We start from the raw sequence: 20,645 nt of genomic DNA, 5'->3' as shown, positions 1-20,645 counted from the left end.
AATAGTTATTCATATTTCAAAAAAATCTTATAATTCGCAGCAAAAAAAAATTAAATTATCGGTTAAAATTTATTTATAGATAGCCTCTTAAACCTCTTTTATAGCCTCAACGCAAGCAAAAGTTGCTATTTTTAGTATTTCATTAGCTGTTGCTGTAGCTTGAAGTATTTGAACGGGTTTTTCAAAACCGTTTGTTATAGGACCTATGAAGCTATTGGATGAAAATTCTTGTAATAATTCAGTAGAAATAGCCGCTGAATTTAAACCAGGCATAATTAATACATTTGCAGATCCTGATAATCTACAAAATTTATATAATTTACGTAAATCACCGTCTAAAGCTACCTTAACCGACATCTCTCCATCATATTCAAAATCTACTTTCATGCCGCTCAGCTCTTCTTTGTCTTTACTAAAATTATCTAGTATATTTACTGCTTCACGAATACGAGCTGTTTTTTCCTTAGAAGCATTACCGAAGCTAGAAAAAGAAAGAAGTGCAACACGAGGAGTGATTCCCATATTTTTAGCAATTTCTGCCGTTTGTGTTGCTATTTGAGCAAGCTCTAAGCTGTTTGGATATTCAGTAATACAATTATCAGAAATAATAATATTATTGTCTTTAGCAATCATAATTGAATAACCAAGGATTCTACGATTAGGTTTTGGCGAAATTACTTTCATGATATCTTCTAAACTATCAATATAGCTTTTAGTAACACCGGTTAAAAGAGCATCACCGTCACCGCAAGCGACCATACAAGCAGCAAAAATATTCTTATCTGTCTTAACAAGTTTAGCACAATCACGATATAAATAGCCTTTTCTCTGAAGTCTTTTATATAAATAATCAATATATTTCTCTAAACTACCAGTTAAAGCTGCATTCATTATTTGAATTCCGTCTAAGCTAATATCTTGACCTATCTTTTTTAACGTAGCCTCAATTCGCTCAACACGACCGATTATAATCGGATGACCGTATTTCTCGTCTCGCATCATAAGGGCGGCAGAAATTACTTCTTCTTCTTCACCTTCAGCAAAAACAATCCGCTTAAGCGGTGCATTATGAATTTTTTCAGCTAAGAAATTCATATAGTTAGCAGTAGGGTTTAATCTACTACCCAATTCTTTCCTATATTTACCTATACTAAAATCTTTAACCCTAGCAACGCCGCTTTCTATTGCAGCAATGGCAACCGCCGCTGCTACTACGGTAATTAAACGAGGATCAAACGGTACGGGAATGATGTATTCCTTACCGAAAACCATCTTACGCCCTGAGTAAGCTTTATATACCTCTTCCGGTACAGGTCTACGGGCTAAATCTGCAATAGCCTTTGCTGCTGCTATTTTCATTTCTGTATTAATGGTTCTCGCTCTTACGTCTAATGCTCCTCTAAAAATATAAGGAAATCCCATAACATTATTAATCTGATTATTATAATCAGATCGCCCTGTTGCTATAATTGCATCATCCCGCACAAGCTTTATATCTTCAGGAGTAATTTCCGGATCAGGGTTAGCCATAGCAAAAATAATCGGATTATTTGCCATCCCTTTCACCATCTCTTTAGTTACCGCCCCTTTTACCGATAACCCTATAAATACATCTGTATTATTTAAGCTTTCCGCTAAAGTTCTAAACTTGGTATCGCTTGCATATAGCTCTTTCCATTTATTCATACCTTCTAGGCGTCCTTTGTACACAACACCTTTTGTATCACATAAAATAATCTTTGATTTATCGACTCCAAGAGCAATTAATAAATCAATACACGCAATGGCTGCAGCCCCTGCTCCGTTAACTACGATTTTTAAATCTTCAAGCTTGCGATTAGTAAGATATGCTGCATTTATTAGTCCTGCGGCGGTAATAATCGCCGTTCCATGCTGATCATCATGAAAGACCGGTATATCCATTAAAGATTTTAATTTTTCTTCTATAATAAAACATTCAGGAGCTTTAATATCTTCAAGATTAATACCCCCAAAACTATAACTGAGATACTTCACGGCATTAATAAATTCTTCAGGGTCTTCCGTATTCACTTCCAAATCAATTGCATCAATATCGGCAAATTTTTTGAACAGTACGGCTTTTCCTTCCATTACCGGTTTTGAAGCAGCCGCTCCTAAATTACCAAGCCCAAGTACGGCAGTACCGTTAGAGATTACGGCAACTAAATTACCACGAGCGGTATATTTATATACATCCTCTAAATTTTTAGCAATTTCAAGGCAAGGAGCAGCTACACCTGGAGAATAAGCAAGCGATAAATCTTGCTGAGTAACTAAAGACTTTGTTGCAGAAATAGCTATCTTACCGGGCTTATCTTTTTCATGATATTCAAGAGCCTCAGCATAATTTATTTTATTCATCTCATCCATTTTAGAAATTCCTGTTTTGTTTATTTGTTTTGGTTTTTCGTCATTGCGAGCGGGCGTTGCTGCATGAATACCCAAGCCGTCATTGCGAGCAGCCGTAGGCTGCGTGGCAATCTCATGAAATAATAACAAACTCCTGAGATTGCTTCGTCAATTACTTTGTAATTTCCTCGCAATGACGTAACGACTTCACCCCATTATATACATAATAATTGATATAGTAACTACTGAGAAAAAAGTAGTAAATGTTATAATCGACGCCATAGAATCAGGATCACCGTCAAGCTGACGAGATAAAACATAAGCCGTACTTGCACATGGAAGACAGCTATATAATATCCCTACCGATCTATCTATCCCCTCAATTGACATTAACCATAATACTATTACGCTAACTAGAGGAAATGCAACTAATTTAATAAAGCTTGTAAACATTACATTGTATAAAAGTTCTCGCCTAATAGTAAAATTAAGCCCTGCTCCGACATTTAACATACCGATAGCTAAAGCAGCATTAGAAAGGCTATCTAGCGTTTTCTTAAGTCCTAAATGTAATTCAAGATTTGAGTAATTAAAAACGAATCCTACTAAACTTGCGATAATTAATGGATTACGCACAATTAATTTCATCATTAAAACAAAACTGGTTCTAATAGTATTAGTAACAGATTTATTAGGGATATAATAAGCGAAAATCATTACCGATAAAATATTGGTAAAAATAATCATATAAGAAGAAATAACGGCGACAATAGAAAGCCCGCTGGACCCAAGCAAAGGGCTACTCACCCCAAAAAAAATGTAGCTATTATAACGAATTGATCCTTGAAAAATGGAAGTAAATTGGACTTTATCTATGTTGTATTTTTTTTGGTAAATTATAAGACCGATTGATACAAGGATAGTGGAAATAATAAGAGCCACTACTAACTTAATTATGGATGCGACGCTTAAGTCGGCAGTAGATACGTAATTAAACAGCATAGCAGGAAATAGTACAAAATACGATAATTTCTCAATACCACGCCAAAATTCTTCCGAAGTTAACCATTTATTTTTGATAATACTACCAAGAAGCGTAATTAAAAAAATAGGTAATGTACTACAAAAAATTTCATTCATTTGTTAATAATTTTTATTTTAACGTCATTGCGAGGAAATTGCGTAGCAATCTCAGGATATTCGACGAGATTGCCGCGTCGCCTACGGCTCCTCGCAATGACGGATAAACTCACTTCGTTGGTTCGCAATGACGCTTAGATACCCACGCAGGAACGACATATAAACTAAAGCTTTCCTTCAACCAGCTTCTTCATTTCCTGCACTCCATAAAGCTTTATGAAAGTTCCAAATCTTGGACCTTCGCTTTGTCCTAGCAATATCTGATATAAATCTTTGAAGTAATCACGCAAATTTTCATATCCTGCTTTCATGCCTATATCGTATATCGCTTTCTGAATCGCTTCAGCATCGGTTTGATCGGATATATCAGATAACATATCTAATATATCTTGTAAAATAACCTTATGCTTTTCAGAAGGAGCTAAATATGATTTATGTGCTTTAATAAAGTCATTATAATATCTTATAGCAAATTCTGCTAAGTGGTCAAGATAAGGACTAGTATTCGGAGTTGCTTTTGGCTCATATTTACTAATAAATCCCCAAAGTACCGATTTATCAGAAGGATTACACACGGAAGTAAGATTTAAAAGCAACGCATAGGTAATGCCAAAAGTCTCAATTTTCGGTACATTTCCGTGATGTATGTGATAAACTGGATTTGCAAAACGCTTTGCCCTATCCTCTTCTAAATGATATTTCTGATTAAAAGTAATATATTCATCAACATTTTTAGGTATTACATCAAAAAACAAACGCTTAGCTCTAGTCGGATTTTGGTACATAAATAATGCCATGCTTTCAACGGGAGCATATTTAAGCCAATCATCGACGCTAATACTATTGCCTTTTGATTTCGAGATTTTCTCACCATTTTCATCTAAGAATAACTCATAACATAACTGCACTGGCGGCGTGCCTCCTAGGATTCGGCAAATTTCTGAATAAAGTCGAGCATTTGCTAGATGGTCTTTGCCGTACATTTCATAATCGACTTTAAGAGCAGCCCAACGCATACCAAAATCCGGTTTCCACTGTAATTTACAATGCCCTCCCGTTACCGGTACTTCTATATAATTACCGGCTTCGTCTTTATACGTAACAGTGCCTGCTTTAGCATCCCATTTTTCTATAGGTACTTGCAGTACTTTACCGGTTTTCGGACAGATAGGCATGAAAGGCGAATAGGTAGCTTTTCTCTCCTCTCTAAAAGTCGGTAGCATCAGCTCCATTATTTCGTCATATTTCTCTAGCACTCTTATCAGCATTTCATCAAACATACCCGCTTTATAACAGTTAGTACTGCTATAAAATTCATACTTAAAACCGAATTTATCAAGGAATGAGCGAAGCTTTGCGTTCATATAATGCCCATAACTTTCACACTCACCGAACGGATCAGGGATAGAAGTAAGCGGCATATCCATATACCCAGCTACCATTTCAGGATTTGGGATATTACTAGGAACTTTACGAAGTCCGTCCATATCATCAGAAAAACAAATTAGCTTAGTAGGAATATCGGATAATTGCTCAAACGCTTTCTGCACCATCACCATACGAGCATTCTCACCAAAAGTACCTATATGAGGCAAACCTGAAGGACCGTAACCAGTTTCAAATAATACGTAACCTTTTTCAGGAGTTTTACCGTTTAAGCTGTCTAATATTTTCTTAGCCTCAACAAAAGGCCAAGCGTTTGACTTAATAGTATCTTCCCAAATTTCTGACATTTATTTTTCTTGCACTTTAATTAATAATCAGTGACAATATACTAAATTTATTTATTTGTAAAATATCACTTGAATTTTTTACGATTTTAAAGAATAAACTAACGTCATTGCGAGGAGCGAAGCGACGTGGCAATCTTGTAAAACATCCTGAGATTGCCACGCTCCCTTTGGTCGCTCGCAATGACGTTCCTTAAAAAAATAAAACCCATGCCATTTAATACTATTATAAATTACATTAGAAAAGATAGCTATAAAGTTCTACATTTAGGGCTAATTGCAATTTCTATAATAGCACTTGCTACCGCTTATATTGCTGAATATATATTCCATTACACTCCCTGCCCTTTATGCGTTTACGAAAGATTTCCCTATTTAACGCTAATCAAAATTTGCTTAACTGCTTTAATCATCAGACAATTAAGCAAATATACCTTAATATTCATTCTCCTAACTATCCTTAGCTCTTGCATATTATCAACATATCATAGCTTCGTAGAAAGAGGGATAGTACAACCAAGTGCTCTTTGCTCATCGATGATCCGTATCCCGAAAGGCTTGTCTATACAACACATCAAGCAAATGTTCTATTCTCAACCAATCACTTCCTGCACAAAACCCGCAATCAAAATCTTCGGTATTTCTATGACGGAGTATAATCTACTCTTAAATATCGGTCTTCTAATCTGTTTACTCCTAGTTTGGTTTTATCCAAAAAAATCTTAGTTTTAAAGCAACAGCAATCAATTTCATTCTCACTTTCGTATGGAGGTATTGTTGCGTGGTTCTTATGTCATTCCCGCAAAAGCAGGAATGACATCGAGTAGGTTTTTCGATCAATACATCAGAGATTTACTTCTAATTTAACATCTCTTTCAGTTCTTTTAAAGAAAAACTCAGTGGTTTTAGGTAGTTTAGTACTACCTTACCACTATCTAAGACTATAAGCCTTTTGCCGTAATTTACTGCATCTTCCAAATTATGCGTTATCATAACGGAAGTTATCTTATGCTTCTCTATAATCTCTGCTGTTTTTTTCATCACTGCATGTGAAGCTTTTGGATCTAAATTTGCCGTATGCTCGTCTAGAAATAATATTTTAGGCGGATGAGCTATGCTAAGTGCTAGCAGTATAATTTGCTTTTCGCCGCCGGAAAATTTACTGAGCGACTGTGAAAGTAAAGGCAAAAAGCGTTTAGGCGAGCCTGTAAGCTCTAGCACATCGCTAGAAGTTAACCGTTCATTATTAGGGAATCTACTTTCCCACAGAGTAATATTTTCCTCAAGCGTTAGCTCGGTAAATAGCCTCTCTTCAGCTTTTTGTGTTAGTGTAACCAGCGTACGAGCTTTCTGAGCTTTAGGTATTTTATCGATTCTAACTTGGTCTAGAAATACTTTTCCGCTAGTAGGCTTCAAATAACCGGCAAGTATTTTAGCTAAAGTAGATTTCCCGCTACCGTTAGACCCAAGTACTACAACAAACTCTTCTTTAGCAATATTTAAAGTAGTTTCAGCAATTATAGGCTCACTTCTTTCCTTAACTTTGAACTGTATTTTTTCTGCATATAAATAAGGTTTCATAATTTTGTCTTTTTAATAAAAAACGTGCTAGATGTCATACCGTGGCTTGACCACGGTATCCATAAAAATAATAAAAAATACTAAATTTAGTATTTTTAACTGGACCCCGTGGTCAAGCCACGGGGTGACAATCATTTTCTGGATTCCCGCCGTTGCTGGAATGACATCGGTATCCACGCGGGCAATGCCATACGGGAATGACATTACAAGTATTATTTCTTACCCACCGTACTCAATGAAATAAATAACACTATTCCTAAAATAAGCTTAAGATTTATGGGATCGATGCCAATTCGGAGTAAAACGCTCAGAGCAATAAAGTAAAATAATATGCCTATAAAACAAGAAAATATCTCTTTAAACGCATTAAAATTATTAGCATGGATTAAAATATGCCGCCCTATGACAATCGCACCGATACCGACTAATGCCACTCCAAAACCCATATTAATATCGGCAAAACCGTTTATTTGTGCCGATAAAGTGCCAGTTAAGGCAGCTAGGCAGTTGCTTATGCTAAGCCCAAGCGTGCGATAAAGCTCGGCAGGTTTTCCTAAATTAATCAATAAATCTTTATTAAAACCAAAAGCTCGAAGGAACAAACCGAGCTTACCTTTTAATAAAATTATAACAGCAAATATAATAAGACAATTGATTATTATTAAAGGTATTAACCAATTTTCAAGTTCTAATATAGATAACAGAGTTGGCATACCAAGAACTGATATATTAGGACGCTGCATAATTTGTAAGTTAACGGAATAAAGCATAAAACTTGCAAGTATTCCGGCTATAAGCCCGTTAATACGGTTATTCTTCTGCATAAAACTAACAATGCTGCCGATAATACCGCCTGATATTACGGCAAATATTAATGCAGGAAATAACCCAAATGAAAGGCTGCGGGCAAATACAGCAGCTCCTAGCACATAAGTACCGTCTACGGTAAGATCGGTAATTTTTAGAATCCTATAACTTATATACATCCCTAAAATAAGCGGTAACATTATTAAGGATTGCTCAAGAGCAGTAACTAAAATGTTCATGTTACTACTCTGTGAGTTCTTTATGAGTAAAAGGAAGTACCGACAGGTTTTCTTTAGTTAGAATATCTTGCTTTGACAAAGATTGAAGATTAATAAACAAAGTTAAGTCTTGCATATTCCCAAACGGAATATCTTTTGGTGCTATTCCTTGCAAGATTTTTTTTACCATTAACCCCGCTTCTACGCCTATTTGCTTTTCTTGCACTCCTACAGCAATAGTTGCCCCGCTAATTACTGACCCTTCATCGGAAGCAATGATAGGAATACGGCGTTTAAATGCTTCTTGCTTTAAAATATTAATTCCGCTAACTACCAAATGATCTTTCAGAATTACAAAACTCTGCGTATTTTCAGGAGCATTTTTTACAGCGACCGGCATATCATTTAAATTTTGTATCATTACCGTGTGCAGAGAAATATTGTTTTTTCCAGTATATAATTTTAACATTTCTACTTCAGGTATAACTTTCTCGCTACTGCTATAAATTAAAGTGATATTCTGTAAAAAAGGTAATTTACTAATGGTGTCGGTAATTTTTATCTCATCGTTAACACCGGTAACTAAAGGTAGGTTTTTACTGTTAATCATAGCAGCAGCACAAACAATCGGTTTATTTGTTATATGAGAAATAACAGTTTGGCTGGTTGTCGTGCCGATGGGAATTATTACATCAATATCCTGATCTTTTATTTGCTTTACAATGGCAAGCAAAATATTAGAATCAGCATGAGCATTTTTAACTATAATTTCTGCATCTATATCTTTTAGCGATTCTTTAATTCCCAATATAATCTCGGTCATTGCAGTATGTTCAAGCGGAACAATAATTGCTACTTTTTTTTGATCCGCATAAATTGCAGCTGTGATAAATAAAACAAAAAGAAAAGAAAAAAATTTTTGAAAAATATTAGAGATAAACATTTTAATATCCTGTCATAAGTTATAATTTAATAATCAAAATCTAAATTTGCATATAGCAAACATATAAACGCAAAAAATTATCTACGCCAACGCCAATTTTGTATTAAACTATTACCCTTTAAAGATATCATAAATATTTTTAACTGTAGAAATATAAAGTAAAAGAACCTATCTTTCTTTGACTAGAAGCTAAATAGTCAAGAAAGCTCTACCTTAGAGGCTATCGGTAAATAAATTTTAAGGCTAATTAAATTATTTTTTGCTGCAAATAGTAAGATTTTTTTGAAATACAAATAATATTCTTTCAAAAATCTTATCAATTTTTGCTAAAAAAGCTCTTTAACTACTAATTAAACTTATTTATAGATAGTCTCTTAATTTTTAATGTTTAGCACCATTTTAAGATTATGTCAATAACCAATAAATAGTATTACCTAAAAGAATTGCCTGAGATAGCCTATACCTCGATGTTATTACCGCTTCTGTGAAAAGTTATTATTGTATAAAGTTGCTGCGTGGATCGATTGTACCTCTGTCATCCCGTGGCTTGACCTTATAGTACCACGACAGTTTTTGTTCTATGTCATTCCCGCGTGGCATTGTTGCGTGGACCGGTAAAACCCACTGTGTCACCTAGTTCGCTTGACCACGGGGACCATAAAAATAATAAACAAATACTAATAATTTTAGTATTTTTAACTGGATACCGTGGTCAAGCCACGGTATGACACCGAACGGATTTTCCGCTCCTCGCAAGGCATTGTTGCATGGCCTGGTTTTCCCGTCATTGCGAGGAAATTATGAAGTAATTGACGAAGCAATCCAGTTAAAAATTCTGATTTACAGAATTTTTTTATTATTTTTTCTGGATTATCACGTCGCTTCGCTCCTCGCAATGACGGTTCAAATATCCACGCAGGCAATGCCCGCTCGCAATGACGATTCAGTACTTATACAGCAAGGCTTGCAAAATGAAAAAGAAATTCATTTCTTAAACTATGTATTTTCTGTTTGTTCTAATACCGTTTGCCCTATTAATTGCGATAGAACATCTTGACCTGCAGTCCAGCTTACTAGTGGCTCTTCACCTGTTAAACCGGTATCATAATAATCATTAATTTTAAAAAAAATTAATGCTTTGGTAATGCTAAGTCAATGAAAATTTAAATATTATTCACAAGATATCGATACTGATCTAACAAGTTCAATTATTATTTTTCTAATATTTGGATTTTGTACTCTAGTAAATGCTCTAGTTAAAGATAAAAGTTCTCTTTCCATAGTCCTTGATAATTCTTTATAATCAAAAGAGACATCATTTTCATATTGCCCTTCTTCTTCAGCAATATTATTTAAGAAATCACTTTCTATTTCTTTGAATAGATATTCAATTTTATTATTAGAAGTATTTTTATCGTCAGTTTTTAACTTTTCTTCTTCAGAACTATTAAAGAAATACTTTAAAGGCGTATTTAAAACTTTTGCAAAAACATATAACCTACTTATAGGTATATTACTTAAACCTTCTTCATATTTTTTAACTTGGAGAGCACTAATATCTAAAGCTTGCCCTAATTCTTTTTGGCTAATACCTACAGCAAGACGTCGTTCTTTTAAACGTTCACTTGCGAGTTTGTCCGGATGTTTTATTGAATCATTCATTTTAACAATAAGCTTTAATTATTAAAAATTAATTATTAATAAAGTCTATTCAACTTTAAATGTAGTATATATATTACTTTATATTTAATCAAGCAACTTTATTAAAAATTTAATATAATAATACTAAAACCCTTTAGTTATCAGGAATCAAGGCTAATAAATAATTAATTAAAAGTATAAAAACGATGAGTAATAGAATAGTAAAATTACCAAATTGCGAGAATATAGTAGGAGAGGTTAGTTTTTTAGGAATTAAACCTTGAGTATAATTTATTTCATTTAGATTTAGTTTTTTTATTGTTCTACCAAAAGGATCTACTATAGCTGAAATACCGTTATTTGCTACTCTAATCATAGGTAAGCCGTTCTCTACGGCTCTACTTCTACTAATATGAAAATGCTGATATGGACCGCTTGATTTACCATACCACGCATCATTTGTAATATTAATTATTACATCGGCTATTTCATTATTCGTCCTTACAAAATCAGGAAAAATAGATTCATAACAAATTAAAGGTTTAATTTTAAGATTATATTTTTCAAGATAAACAAGGCCTCCGTCTCCTTCTTTATAATCAATTAAACCGTGAGTTAATTTTTTAAACGGTAGTATCTTTTTAAGAGGCATATACTCACCAAAAGGTACTAAATGTGATTTATGATATTCAAATAATTTATGATCATTTTTATCAAGAGCATACATAGCTGAGTAAAGTTCAAATTCATCACCTTGTTTTTTATTATCCGAGATCCCTCCTGTTATCAAAATAGCATTTGTAGAATTTAGCATTTTTAATAATTCTGATTTAACTTGCGGTATATCATCAGGTACTACTAATGCTGCTTCAGACCAAATAATTAAATCTGTGGGTTCCGAATTTTCCGATAAATTAATATGTAGCATTAAATTATGCCAAAATTCTTCTTCATTCCATTTTTCGGTTTGAGGTATTGAAGGCTGCACTAATCGTACTTTTATATCAGTGAAATTTGTAGGGTTATTACTTAGCCTTACTGCTCCGTAAATGACAATTACGGTTAATATTAAGGCTGAACTAGCTAGTAATATTTTTAACTGAGTAAATTGCTTGCTAAATAAAGGATAAGCTGATGTAGAAATATATATAACTATAAAACTAAGTCCATATATCCCTATTATACTTAAAGGCTGTATTAAAATATCTGAAAACGAGAAAGCATAGCCAATCAAATTCCAAGGAAGACCGGTAAAAATCCATGAACGTATCCACTCAAATAATACCCAATATAAACAGAATATAAATTGGTAATATTTATTATTTTTAGCAAAAAAACTAAGCATGCAGCTTGCTGATATAAAGAAAGCTAAAACTATAGGTAGCCCAAATAACGCAAAAGGAATTGCCCACCAAAAATCCGCAATATAAACGCTAACACCGATACTTATCCAATATATTCCACTTAAAAAATGCCCCAAACCAAATAAATAACCAAATTTTGCGGCTTCTTGCCAATTTTCGGATTTTTGAACTATATAACATAAGTAAGATAACGTTAATAATGCCGGTATAAAAAAAGTCGGAGCAAAAACTAAACCGCTTAACATCCCTAGCAGTAAACATATGATTTTAGGTTTATACATTTTTATCGATTATTTGTTTACAAAATAATACATCATGCTATCATTTCAGCAAGTTTTAATATAATGAGTAAATAAATGACTACAGGATTACTACAAGGAAAAAAAGGCTTAATTACAGGCATTGCAAATAATATGTCAATATCGTGGGCGATTGCACAGCTTGCTAAAAAACACGGAGCAGAGCTATGGTTTACTTATCAATCGGAAGTACTAGAAAAACGAGTTAAACCACTCGCTGAGGAAATAGGTTGTAATTTTGTTAGCGAACTTGATGTTACGAATCCAAAATCAATTAGTAATTTATTTGATGATATAAAAGAGAAATGGGGTAGCTTCGATTTCTTACTTCACGGTATGGCTTTTGCCGATAAAAATGAATTAAAAGGACGTTATGTTGATACTAGCTTAGAAAATTTTCATAATTCTTTACATATATCATGTTACTCTCTTTTAGAACTCTCAAGGTCCGCAGAAGCCTTAATGCATGACGGCGGAAGCATTGTGACGTTAACTTACTACGGTGCTGAAAAAGTTATACCTAATTATAATGTAATGGGGATTTCTAAAGCTGCACTTGAGGCTAGTGTAAAATATCTAGCAAACGATTTGGGAGAAAATAATATTAGAGTAAACGCTATTTCGGCAGGACCTATCAAAACTCTAGCATCTAGTGCAATAGGTGATTTTAGTACTATGCTTAAATCTCACGCTGCAACCGCACCATTAAAACGTAATACTACCCAAGAAGATGTAGGAGGAGCAGCAGTATATTTATTTAGTAATTTATCTAAAGGTGTTACCGGTGAAATTCATTATGTAGATTGCGGCTACAATATTATGGGAAGTAATAAAGTATAAATTATTATTGCATAGATCATTAAACGTGTTCGATATCATTCCTGCATGACGTTGTTGCGTGGACCAGTAAAATCCAATGTGTCACCCCGTGGCTTGCTAACTAGGTCCATAAAAACAATAAAAAATACTAATAATTTTAGTATTTTTAACTGCATCCCGTGGTCAAGCCACGGGATGACATCCCAAAGCCTTGGATTCCCGCTTTTAGCTAGGAATGACATTATAATCCATGATTTCTTTTTTTGAGGTGTTCGGGTTTTGGAGGAACAGGCGGTTTTTTGGATTTTGCCTGAACCTTTTTAGCTTCTGACGGCAATGCCGGATTATTTAATCTATTTAACTCTTTTGAGATTTGTTTTAACTGTTCTTGTACTTCTACCTTTAAAGGAGTATGAGAATTTTTAATTTCACTATTTACTATTTTTCCTATTTTCTCAAGATTTTCTTTAGAAATGGAATATGATTTTATACTTATATAATTAACAATCTTTGACCACCAAGTTTGTCTTTTATCTAATTCTTGATGTATTATATCTACTAAATCATTTTTTTTGAAGGTTAATATATAATCAGAAGCTCCTTCTAAGGATTTAGATAAATGCTTTTTTATTTCTTCTCGTCTCTTATCTTCAATACTTACTTTTTTGTCTTTCTCAAGTTTTGTTATTGCTTTTTCAATTATTGAAGATATCTTAGTCTCTTTTCCTTCATTTGCTTTATTTTCTAAATTTTCTTTGGGATTAAAATGTATATTAGTTCCTATTTTAGCATCTACTAATTGTTTAACATACTTACCGTTAGGAGCAGCTATTCCTCCTTCTATTTTCAATGCTTCTTCCGGTGATTTTTTATATATTTTCTCATATATTTCTGATTCTCGAAAAAGTGGAGCATATAATAAAAAATTAATACTTTGAGCTATTCTACTATCTACTAAATCTTTAGAGTTTCTTTTAGGATAAAATTTTTCTTGTAAAATACGATAGTGATCTAATATTTCCTGGGTTATATCTTTTACATCAAGAGATTGTAATTCTCCTTTATCATTAAATTTTGCTTTCATACCTGAGCGTTTTGCTTCCAACAATAATATTCCTTGAAAAACTTTATTATTAGGAGTACGACAAACAAAATTAGGATCATTATCCGGCATTAATTCATTTGCATTTTCCATTATTGCTTGATTGAGCTTATGTAACTGCTCCTTATTAAGCTTTTTATCTAAAAAACTTATAAAAGCTTCCCTTTGTTTTTGCTTACTTGCAGTACTAAAAGCTTGCTGCATCTTTTGCAAAACATCAAAATCAAAATTTTCGTTACCTATTTCTTTGATAACTAAATTTGCTAAATTTTTTGTTTCAGTATTCACTGTTTCTTTTTTATTTTTTGTAGCCATATTTAATATTAATCTAACTTATAATTATTTAAATATTAATGATAGATTAAATTAATTTCTAGAGGTTTTTACTATATTTATAATCAAAACTTTAAGACAGTATCTAGAAAGTCATACTGGACTTTCGCTATTTCCTAGAATTTCTATTGATACTATCTCACCATCTGGTTGACTATGATTTACTAGCTCTAATATATTTGAAGATGTTAAATTGCTAATATAAACACCGTTTTTATCATTTAAAACACGCTGAACAACGGATAATTTAAAATCATCAGAAGTTCCATATAATGACATTTTTTCTTCAAATAATTTTTTAAATATATCTAATTCAAGTAATTCTTCACTTACACTACTTTCTCTAATATATTCACTCACAAGTAAAAACATTATGCTTTGTGCTAAGCTATTTTTAATATAAAATTCTTTTAAGCATTCAATAAAATTTTCAAAAAAACTTACTTCTTCAATTAATTCTTCAAAAGGAATTTGACAATCAGGGAACAATTCTTGATATAATTTTTTCTGCAATTTCTCTTTTTCAATTAGTTCTTCAAAAGGAATTTGACAATCAGGGAACAATTCCTGATATAATTTTTTCTGCAATTTCTCTTTTTCAAAGTTTTTCAAATAAAAATTATCTACTAATAACTTGTAAAGTTCAAGTATCTTGCTAGGAAAGTTAATTTTTAAAGTTCCTTTTTTATCAACTTCTACAGCAAAATTGTTTCTTTCTGCTTCCAACAATAATATTTCTTGAAAAACTTTATTATTAGGAGTACGACAAACGAAATTAGGATCATCATCCGGCATTAATTCATCTGCATTTTCCATTATTGCTTGACTGAGTTTATGTAACTGCTCTTTATTAAGCTCTTTATCTAAAAAACTTATAAAAGCTTTTCTTTGTTTTTGCTTACTTGCAATGCTAAAAGCCTGCTGCATCTTTTGTAAAATCCCAAAATCAAAATTTTCGTTATCTATTTCTTTGATAACTAAATTTGCTAAATTATGTGATGCTTCATCACATAATTCTTCTCTTTCTAAGTTTCTTTGACCTAACCCGGAATAAACATTGAATCCTGATTCTTTCTTTTGAGCTAATCTAGGATATTTTTCTTCAATTTCTCTAGGTTTACTAATACAAGAGAGCATAATTTCTTTTAGCTTCATATAATTTATTCCTTAAATTAAAAAGGCGTATTATATTTAGTTAAAAAATATTAACAAGCACTTTATAAAAGATTAAGATAAATTAATTTTTGTTAAGAGGGTGATGCAATAATGCTTTTTTTAGATGATTAGTTTGAAGATGAGTATATATTTGGGTAGTTGATATATCAGCATGACCGAGTAGCTCTTGAATTACTCTTAAGTCTGCTCCGCCCTCAAGCAAATGACTTGCAAAGCTGTGGCGTAATATATGAGGAGAAATATGTTCAGGGTTAAGATTGGCATAAAGAGCAGCAGATTTTAACAGAATTGCAAAATTTTGCCTAGTCATATAACCGGCTAAAGCTGATGAGGGAAATAAATAAATTAGATTTTTTGGTTTAGCTTTATTCACAAAAACATCTCTAATTGCAAGATATTTAGCAATAGAGATAACTGCCTGTTCATTTATTACTATGACTCTTTCTTTATTGCCTTTACCAAGCACAGAAAATACTTTCTTCACTTTGCCCGACATTTTATTAGCTAAAATATCAGCAAGCTTAAGACTAACAAGTTCTGAGACTCTAAGACCGCTAGCATAAAGCAAATGAATCATCGCATTAAGCCGGATACCTTCAGGAGAATTATCTTGAGAACAATATTCAAGTAGAGATTTAATTTGATCTATAGACAATATTTCAGGAAGTTTATTTTGGTATTTCGGTAAATCTACGTTAAGAACCGGAGTAAAGGCAGTATGATTTTCGCTAATTAAAAATTCATAATAGCTTTTTATAGTCGATATTTTTCGGTTAATTGAACGAGCTTGTAAATCATTACTTGCTAGATACTCAATCCAATCTCTAACATTCTCTGTAGTAATATTTAATTCGGATAATCTTTGTTTAGCAAGATAGTTTTGAAAATCGAATAGGTCACGCTTATAGCTAAGTATAGAATTTTTTGATAATGCTCGCTCGGCTAAAAGCATTTCTAGGAATTGCGAAATAAATTCCATAAGATTTTTTAATTTCTATAATGGAGGCCAGGGTCGGAATCGAACCGACGAATAGAGGATTTGCAGTCCACGGCATTACCACTTTGCTACCCAGCCGAATCAGTGTCATACCACGATCCTATGTCATTCCTAGCTAAAAGCAGGAATCCATAAACGGATAATTGTATTTTTTCTGGATTCCCGCTTTCGCGGGAATGACATAGATACTACCAACATCCATCCGAAAAAGCAACTATTTTTATACTAAACTCCTAATCCTTGCAGGATATTTAAACAATTTATCCTTCATAAAATTCAGGAACTGGCTAACGGAATCCACTATATCATCATTTTTAATATGAGGAAAATTCAGTAATTCCTTTAAAATTATGCTTGATTGTTTGGGTATTAAAACACTAGCTGATTGAAATAAAGGAACTACTGAAGCGAATCTTGTAACTTTATCAAATCTTGGCTTAATCCCTATCACTCTAATATTATCGCCTAAAAATCCTATATCTTGAATCAATTGTTGACCGCTTGCTTTATCCTCGATTAATATAAATTTTGGCTGATATTCTCTAGCCAATTTTTCCGTTATATTTTTAAGCTCAGGATAATTAATTTTTTTCCGTACTAATGATACTAGATAATATTTCTGCTCAAGAATCCCCCATATAGTACAAACACTATAATCGGAATCTTCAGAAATTTTAATTGCCGTATCCCAGCTTTGAATAAAATAATCAAACTTCTCAGGTAGAGTTTCATAAAAGCTAATATCCTCCATATTAAGCAAAGATGACCCCCTAGCTATAGGTTCTTGTAAATATTGAGCATTATAATTATAGCTACCTATTTCCTGCTCTAACTTTGCTAAGCAATCAGGAGGTTCTTTATAGTTATCTAAAATCTCACCGCTAAGGTATTGATATTCTTTATTCATTAATTTAAAGGAGTAATCTTGAATGCTAATAGCCGGAATTTTTAAATGATGCCATGAATTGCTACTATTAAGTAGATAACCGGATAAATCATCAGTATGAAGACGCTGCATAACTAGAACTATCGCTCCCTTATTACGATTATTTAGTCTGCTAACAAAAGTTTGCTCAAACCAATCTATAACTTTCTTACGTATTTTATAAGAATGAATTTGCTTAGGATTATGAGGATCATCGATAATTAAGATATCACCGCCCTCACCTGTTGCCGATCCTCCAACCGATGTTGCAAATCTAAAGCCGTTAGCAGTCGTTAGAAACTTACTTTTTTGATTATGGGTTTTACTAAGGATAGTATTCGGGAAAAGTTCCTTATACCAATCGGAATTTAAAATAAACCGACAATCTAGCGAGTGTTTAATGCTAAGTATTTGAGAATAGCTGGCAGTCATAATCCTTTTGGTAGGTTTAACCCCAAGTAGATAAGCAGGCCAAGCAACACTAACACAAATAGATTTTAAGCTCCTTGGCGGTATATTGATTATTAAACGATTAATATCACCGCTTTGCACGGCATTTAAATAATCGGTAATTATTCTTATATGTTTACTTGAGTAATACTCCGCTCCCGGATTAATAGTATTAAATACCTTAATGATAAAGCTATGAAAATCCTGTAGTAAAATAGAATTTAAGAGTTCTTTAGAGTGGATCATGTTATTATATCATACTGAACCCGCTGTCACCCCGTGGCTTAACCAGGGGGTCCATAAAAACAATAAAAAAAAAGACTGGATACTGTGGTCAAGCCACGGTATGACATATATCATAAATTATCATTGCCATTAATCCCCTATAGTATATAATTTTGAAAAATAATATGTTTATTTATGAAGTTACTACGAATTGTTTTTATCACGATCATATGTGCTTACTCTTCTATATTTGCAGAAAATTTAGAGTCGGTTACTACAACTGAAGATACTGAAAATGACGTATTTATCCCTCTTGATGAAAATCATCCTATTTTAAATCCAAACGATAATATTAATGATAGTTCCGAGTTTAAGAGCTATACAAACGGTAAAATTATTGCTCTAAATAAAATTACTGCCACTTCTGAAGAAATTAATTTTAAAGTCGGGGAAGAGAAATATTTCGGTAATATAAAAATCAAATTGCATAAATGTATAAAAAACCTTGATCCGTATAATGAAGATAATTATTTGTTGATGACCATAACGGAATATAAAATAGACGAAGATCCTAATTTACTCTTTCAAGGATGGATGATTTCTTCAAGCATTTCACTTTCAACATTTGAACACCCAATCTACGAAATTTTTGCTAAAGATTGTTTTTAGATGCAGTACTTAATCACTAGCTTAATGTTTTTAATTCCAAGCCTTGGAATGGTTTCTGGTTTATCAGTTGCAGCTACCGTTACAATTTTTTTGCTGGGTATGTCATACCGTGGCTTGTCCACGGTATCCAAAAATACAATTAAACATACTAATATTTTTAACTGGATACCGTGGACAAGCCACGGTATGACAATGTCATTCATCGCTTGGTGCTTTATATCTTGTTTATTCGCAATTCATCCTATTAATAGCTTAGCTAGTTTTGCTCAAGTTTTCATACTCTTATCTCTTAGCTTTGCAGTTAGTAATTCTGCTCCTTTCGAGAATCGCTTGCAGCTCAAAAAAGCCTTAATACTCGGAATTCTCACAGCAATATTATTATTCTTCATCGAATATTCTTCTCATGGATTTCTAACAAGAATATTCAAAGCTAATTTTGGCTTATATATGCTAGATAGGGGCTGTGCTTTACTTTCAATTACTGCTTGGGTAGCGATTATCATTTTACTCTCTAACGGCAGAAGAAGACACGCATTAATGCTATATATATTAGTACTTTATTTATTAAGTATTTCCGATAGTTTAGCAAGTTTTTTAGGCTTTAGTATAGGCGGAGTAATATTTATTTTAGCAAGGTTTATAAAGCCGATATTTTTCAAATTAATTGCAATAAGTTTAATTACCGGCTCGTTACTATTTCCTGTTATAGCTAAACAAATAGAACCACGAGATTTATCTGAAAAATATTTAGCTACACAACCTTCCGCTGCTCATCGTTTATTTATTTGGCATTTTGTTGCAAATAAAATCACTCTAAAACCGATTTTAGGCTATGGCTTTGCTTCTTCTAAATATATCAAAGTCAATAATAGTGAAATGATCAATTACAACGGAGAAAAATGGCATCCTTTGCCGCTACACCCTCATAATAATATATTACAAATTACTCTTGAACTTGGTATAATAGGTTTAATATTATTTTTATGCTTAGTTTATAAATATCTCAAACAAATCGATAATATAAAGAGTTCTAATTTTAGAGCAGCTTCTTATTCATGCTTCATAAATTACTATATTATCGGCATGATTTCATATAATATTTGGCAAATATGGTGGATATCAAGCGGTATTTGGGTACTAGTTTTAATGAAGTTACTAGTTAAACCTGATATTGTCGTTGATAATTGATGCTATTTGAGGTAAATATAGAGTATGGTCATCCCGTGGCTTGTCCACGGGATCCAGAAAAAAATTAAAAGACTGGATACCGTGGACAAGCCACGGTATGACAGTACATAACAAACAATAAAAACATATGCTACAAAACTCAGAGCTTTTACAAGAATATCTACCGATTGCTATATTTTTCGGTATTGCGGTATTGGTTTCCGGTTTAATAATGATTCTACCTAACCTATTAGCAACAAAGAAATATAATAAAGATAAACTAGAGCCTTATGAGTGTGGTTTTGCACCTTTTAGTGATGCAAGGTCAAAATTTGACATACGTTTTTACTTAGTTGCTATTTTATTTATTATCTTTGACCTTGAAATCGCATTTTTAGTGCCTTGGGCTATTAGCCTTAATATGATAGGTAAAATAGGCTTTTTCTCAATGATATTTTTCTTATTCGTACTTACTATCGGGTTCATATATGAATGGAAGAAAGGAGCTTTAGACTGGTAGTATACTCGATGAACTTGAAAAATTGGCGGCGTCGCTTTTTGCTTTTGATCCTCACGTAGTTTATCTACGCTGCGGTCAAAAGCTTCAAAGCTCCTTGCTCTTTTCCAAGTTGATCTTCGTATACCTAATTCTTATAGATTTGGAAAGTTGAGTTATAACAAGAGATAAT

The 20,645-nt window shown here is 32.8% G+C and carries 18 protein-coding genes, 1 tRNA gene and 2 pseudogenes; 5 read left to right on the top strand and 16 right to left on the bottom strand.

Features of this window, described 5'->3' with window-relative positions; all coding sequences use genetic code 11:
* Positions 1–87 precede the first annotated feature (87 nt).
* The 3 genes from H6P87_RS02685 to H6P87_RS02675 all read right to left on the bottom strand — a co-directional run bounded on the left by H6P87_RS02685 (position 88) and on the right by H6P87_RS02675 (position 5,243).
* Positions 88–2,391, bottom strand: coding sequence for an NADP-dependent malic enzyme (locus H6P87_RS02685; RefSeq protein ID WP_202070081.1), 2,304 nt, complete (start codon positions 2,389–2,391; stop codon positions 88–90).
* Between the two features lie 186 nt (positions 2,392–2,577).
* Positions 2,578–3,510 carry an AEC family transporter gene (locus H6P87_RS02680; protein WP_202069930.1) on the bottom strand — a complete coding sequence of 311 codons (933 nt, stop codon included), beginning with the start codon at positions 3,508–3,510 and terminating at the stop codon, positions 2,578–2,580.
* 164 nt (positions 3,511–3,674) lie between these two features.
* On the bottom strand, positions 3,675–5,243 hold the full coding sequence (locus H6P87_RS02675; RefSeq protein ID WP_202069929.1) for a lysine--tRNA ligase: 1,569 nt from the start codon (positions 5,241–5,243) through the stop codon (positions 3,675–3,677).
* 207 nt (positions 5,244–5,450) lie between these two features.
* Between H6P87_RS02675 and H6P87_RS02670 the strand changes: the two genes are divergently transcribed.
* Positions 5,451–5,966, top strand: coding sequence for a disulfide bond formation protein B (locus H6P87_RS02670; RefSeq protein ID WP_202069928.1), 516 nt, complete (start codon positions 5,451–5,453; stop codon positions 5,964–5,966).
* 132 nt (positions 5,967–6,098) lie between these two features.
* Here H6P87_RS02670 and H6P87_RS02665 read toward each other — a convergent pair whose 3' ends face one another.
* The 7 genes and pseudogenes from H6P87_RS02665 to lnt all read right to left on the bottom strand — a co-directional run bounded on the left by H6P87_RS02665 (position 6,099) and on the right by lnt (position 12,075).
* Positions 6,099–6,821, bottom strand: a complete 723-nt coding sequence (locus H6P87_RS02665; protein ID WP_202069927.1) for an ATP-binding cassette domain-containing protein — start codon at positions 6,819–6,821, stop codon at positions 6,099–6,101.
* A 212-nt stretch (positions 6,822–7,033) separates the two neighbouring features.
* A complete protein-coding gene (locus H6P87_RS02660) occupies positions 7,034–7,867 on the bottom strand; it encodes an ABC transporter permease (RefSeq protein ID WP_202069925.1) in 834 nt (277 codons plus the stop codon).
* A gap of 4 nt (positions 7,868–7,871) precedes the next feature.
* Entirely contained in the window at positions 7,872–8,789 is a 918-nt protein-coding gene (locus tag H6P87_RS02655; protein ID WP_202069924.1) for an ABC transporter substrate binding protein, read from the bottom strand.
* Between the two features lie 774 nt (positions 8,790–9,563).
* Positions 9,564–9,736, bottom strand: a pseudogene (locus H6P87_RS07500) (zinc ABC transporter substrate-binding protein); the annotation flags it as partial.
* 49 nt (positions 9,737–9,785) lie between these two features.
* Positions 9,786–9,905 (bottom strand): annotated as a pseudogene (locus H6P87_RS02645) (negative regulator of beta-lactamase); the annotation flags it as partial.
* 54 nt (positions 9,906–9,959) lie between these two features.
* Entirely contained in the window at positions 9,960–10,451 is a 492-nt protein-coding gene (locus H6P87_RS02640; protein ID WP_202069923.1) for a helix-turn-helix domain-containing protein, read from the bottom strand.
* A 133-nt stretch (positions 10,452–10,584) separates the two neighbouring features.
* Positions 10,585–12,075: an apolipoprotein N-acyltransferase gene (gene lnt, locus H6P87_RS02635; protein WP_202069922.1), complete on the bottom strand. Its 1,491-nt coding sequence runs from the start codon at positions 12,073–12,075 to the stop codon at positions 10,585–10,587.
* A 75-nt stretch (positions 12,076–12,150) separates the two neighbouring features.
* Between lnt and fabI the strand changes: the two genes are divergently transcribed.
* Positions 12,151–12,933 (top strand): enoyl-ACP reductase FabI, encoded by a 783-nt coding sequence (fabI, locus tag H6P87_RS02630; RefSeq protein ID WP_202069921.1) that lies wholly within the window; start codon positions 12,151–12,153, stop codon positions 12,931–12,933.
* A 35-nt stretch (positions 12,934–12,968) separates the two neighbouring features.
* Here the strand turns inward: fabI and H6P87_RS02625 are convergent, their stop codons facing one another.
* The 6 genes from H6P87_RS02625 to terL form a co-directional block, all read right to left on the bottom strand.
* The gene (locus tag H6P87_RS02625; protein WP_202069920.1) at positions 12,969–13,154 is read right to left on the bottom strand and encodes a hypothetical protein; all 186 of its coding nucleotides are present in this window, start codon (positions 13,152–13,154) and stop codon (positions 12,969–12,971) included.
* Complete coding sequence (locus H6P87_RS02620) at positions 13,154–14,329, bottom strand: DUF5410 domain-containing protein (protein WP_202069919.1); 1,176 nt, start codon at positions 14,327–14,329, stop codon at positions 13,154–13,156. The genes H6P87_RS02625 and H6P87_RS02620 overlap by 1 nt, the downstream gene beginning before the upstream one ends.
* 111 nt (positions 14,330–14,440) lie before the next feature.
* The gene (locus tag H6P87_RS02615; protein WP_202069918.1) at positions 14,441–15,502 is read right to left on the bottom strand and encodes a DUF5410 family protein; all 1,062 of its coding nucleotides are present in this window, start codon (positions 15,500–15,502) and stop codon (positions 14,441–14,443) included.
* 82 nt (positions 15,503–15,584) lie between these two features.
* On the bottom strand, positions 15,585–16,502 hold the full coding sequence (locus tag H6P87_RS02610) for a site-specific tyrosine recombinase XerD (RefSeq protein WP_202069917.1): 918 nt from the start codon (positions 16,500–16,502) through the stop codon (positions 15,585–15,587).
* Positions 16,503–16,523: 21 nt separating this feature from the next.
* Positions 16,524–16,598: transfer RNA gene (locus tag H6P87_RS02605), tRNA-Cys, on the bottom strand.
* A 142-nt stretch (positions 16,599–16,740) separates the two neighbouring features.
* On the bottom strand, positions 16,741–18,141 hold the full coding sequence (gene terL, locus H6P87_RS02600) for a phage terminase large subunit (RefSeq protein ID WP_246438060.1): 1,401 nt from the start codon (positions 18,139–18,141) through the stop codon (positions 16,741–16,743).
* A 174-nt stretch (positions 18,142–18,315) separates the two neighbouring features.
* Here terL and H6P87_RS02595 point away from each other — a divergent pair, with 174 nt between their 5' ends.
* The 3 genes from H6P87_RS02595 (at position 18,316) to H6P87_RS02580 (ending at position 20,476) form a co-directional block, all read left to right on the top strand.
* Positions 18,316–18,789 carry a DUF2155 domain-containing protein gene (locus H6P87_RS02595; protein ID WP_202069916.1) on the top strand — a complete coding sequence of 158 codons (474 nt, stop codon included), beginning with the start codon at positions 18,316–18,318 and terminating at the stop codon, positions 18,787–18,789.
* Entirely contained in the window at positions 18,790–19,977 is a 1,188-nt protein-coding gene (locus H6P87_RS07280) for an O-antigen ligase family protein (protein WP_202069915.1), read from the top strand. It abuts the gene before it with no gap.
* A gap of 127 nt (positions 19,978–20,104) precedes the next feature.
* Positions 20,105–20,476: an NADH-quinone oxidoreductase subunit A gene (locus H6P87_RS02580; protein ID WP_202069913.1), complete on the top strand. Its 372-nt coding sequence runs from the start codon at positions 20,105–20,107 to the stop codon at positions 20,474–20,476.
* Positions 20,477–20,645 lie beyond the last annotated feature (169 nt).

It is taken from the genome of Rickettsia tillamookensis (genome assembly GCF_016743795.2).
Taxonomy (GTDB): Bacteria; Pseudomonadota; Alphaproteobacteria; order Rickettsiales; family Rickettsiaceae; genus Rickettsia; species Rickettsia tillamookensis.
Note: the sequence above shows the minus strand (reverse complement) of the source record. Positions and strands in the feature narration are given on the sequence as shown.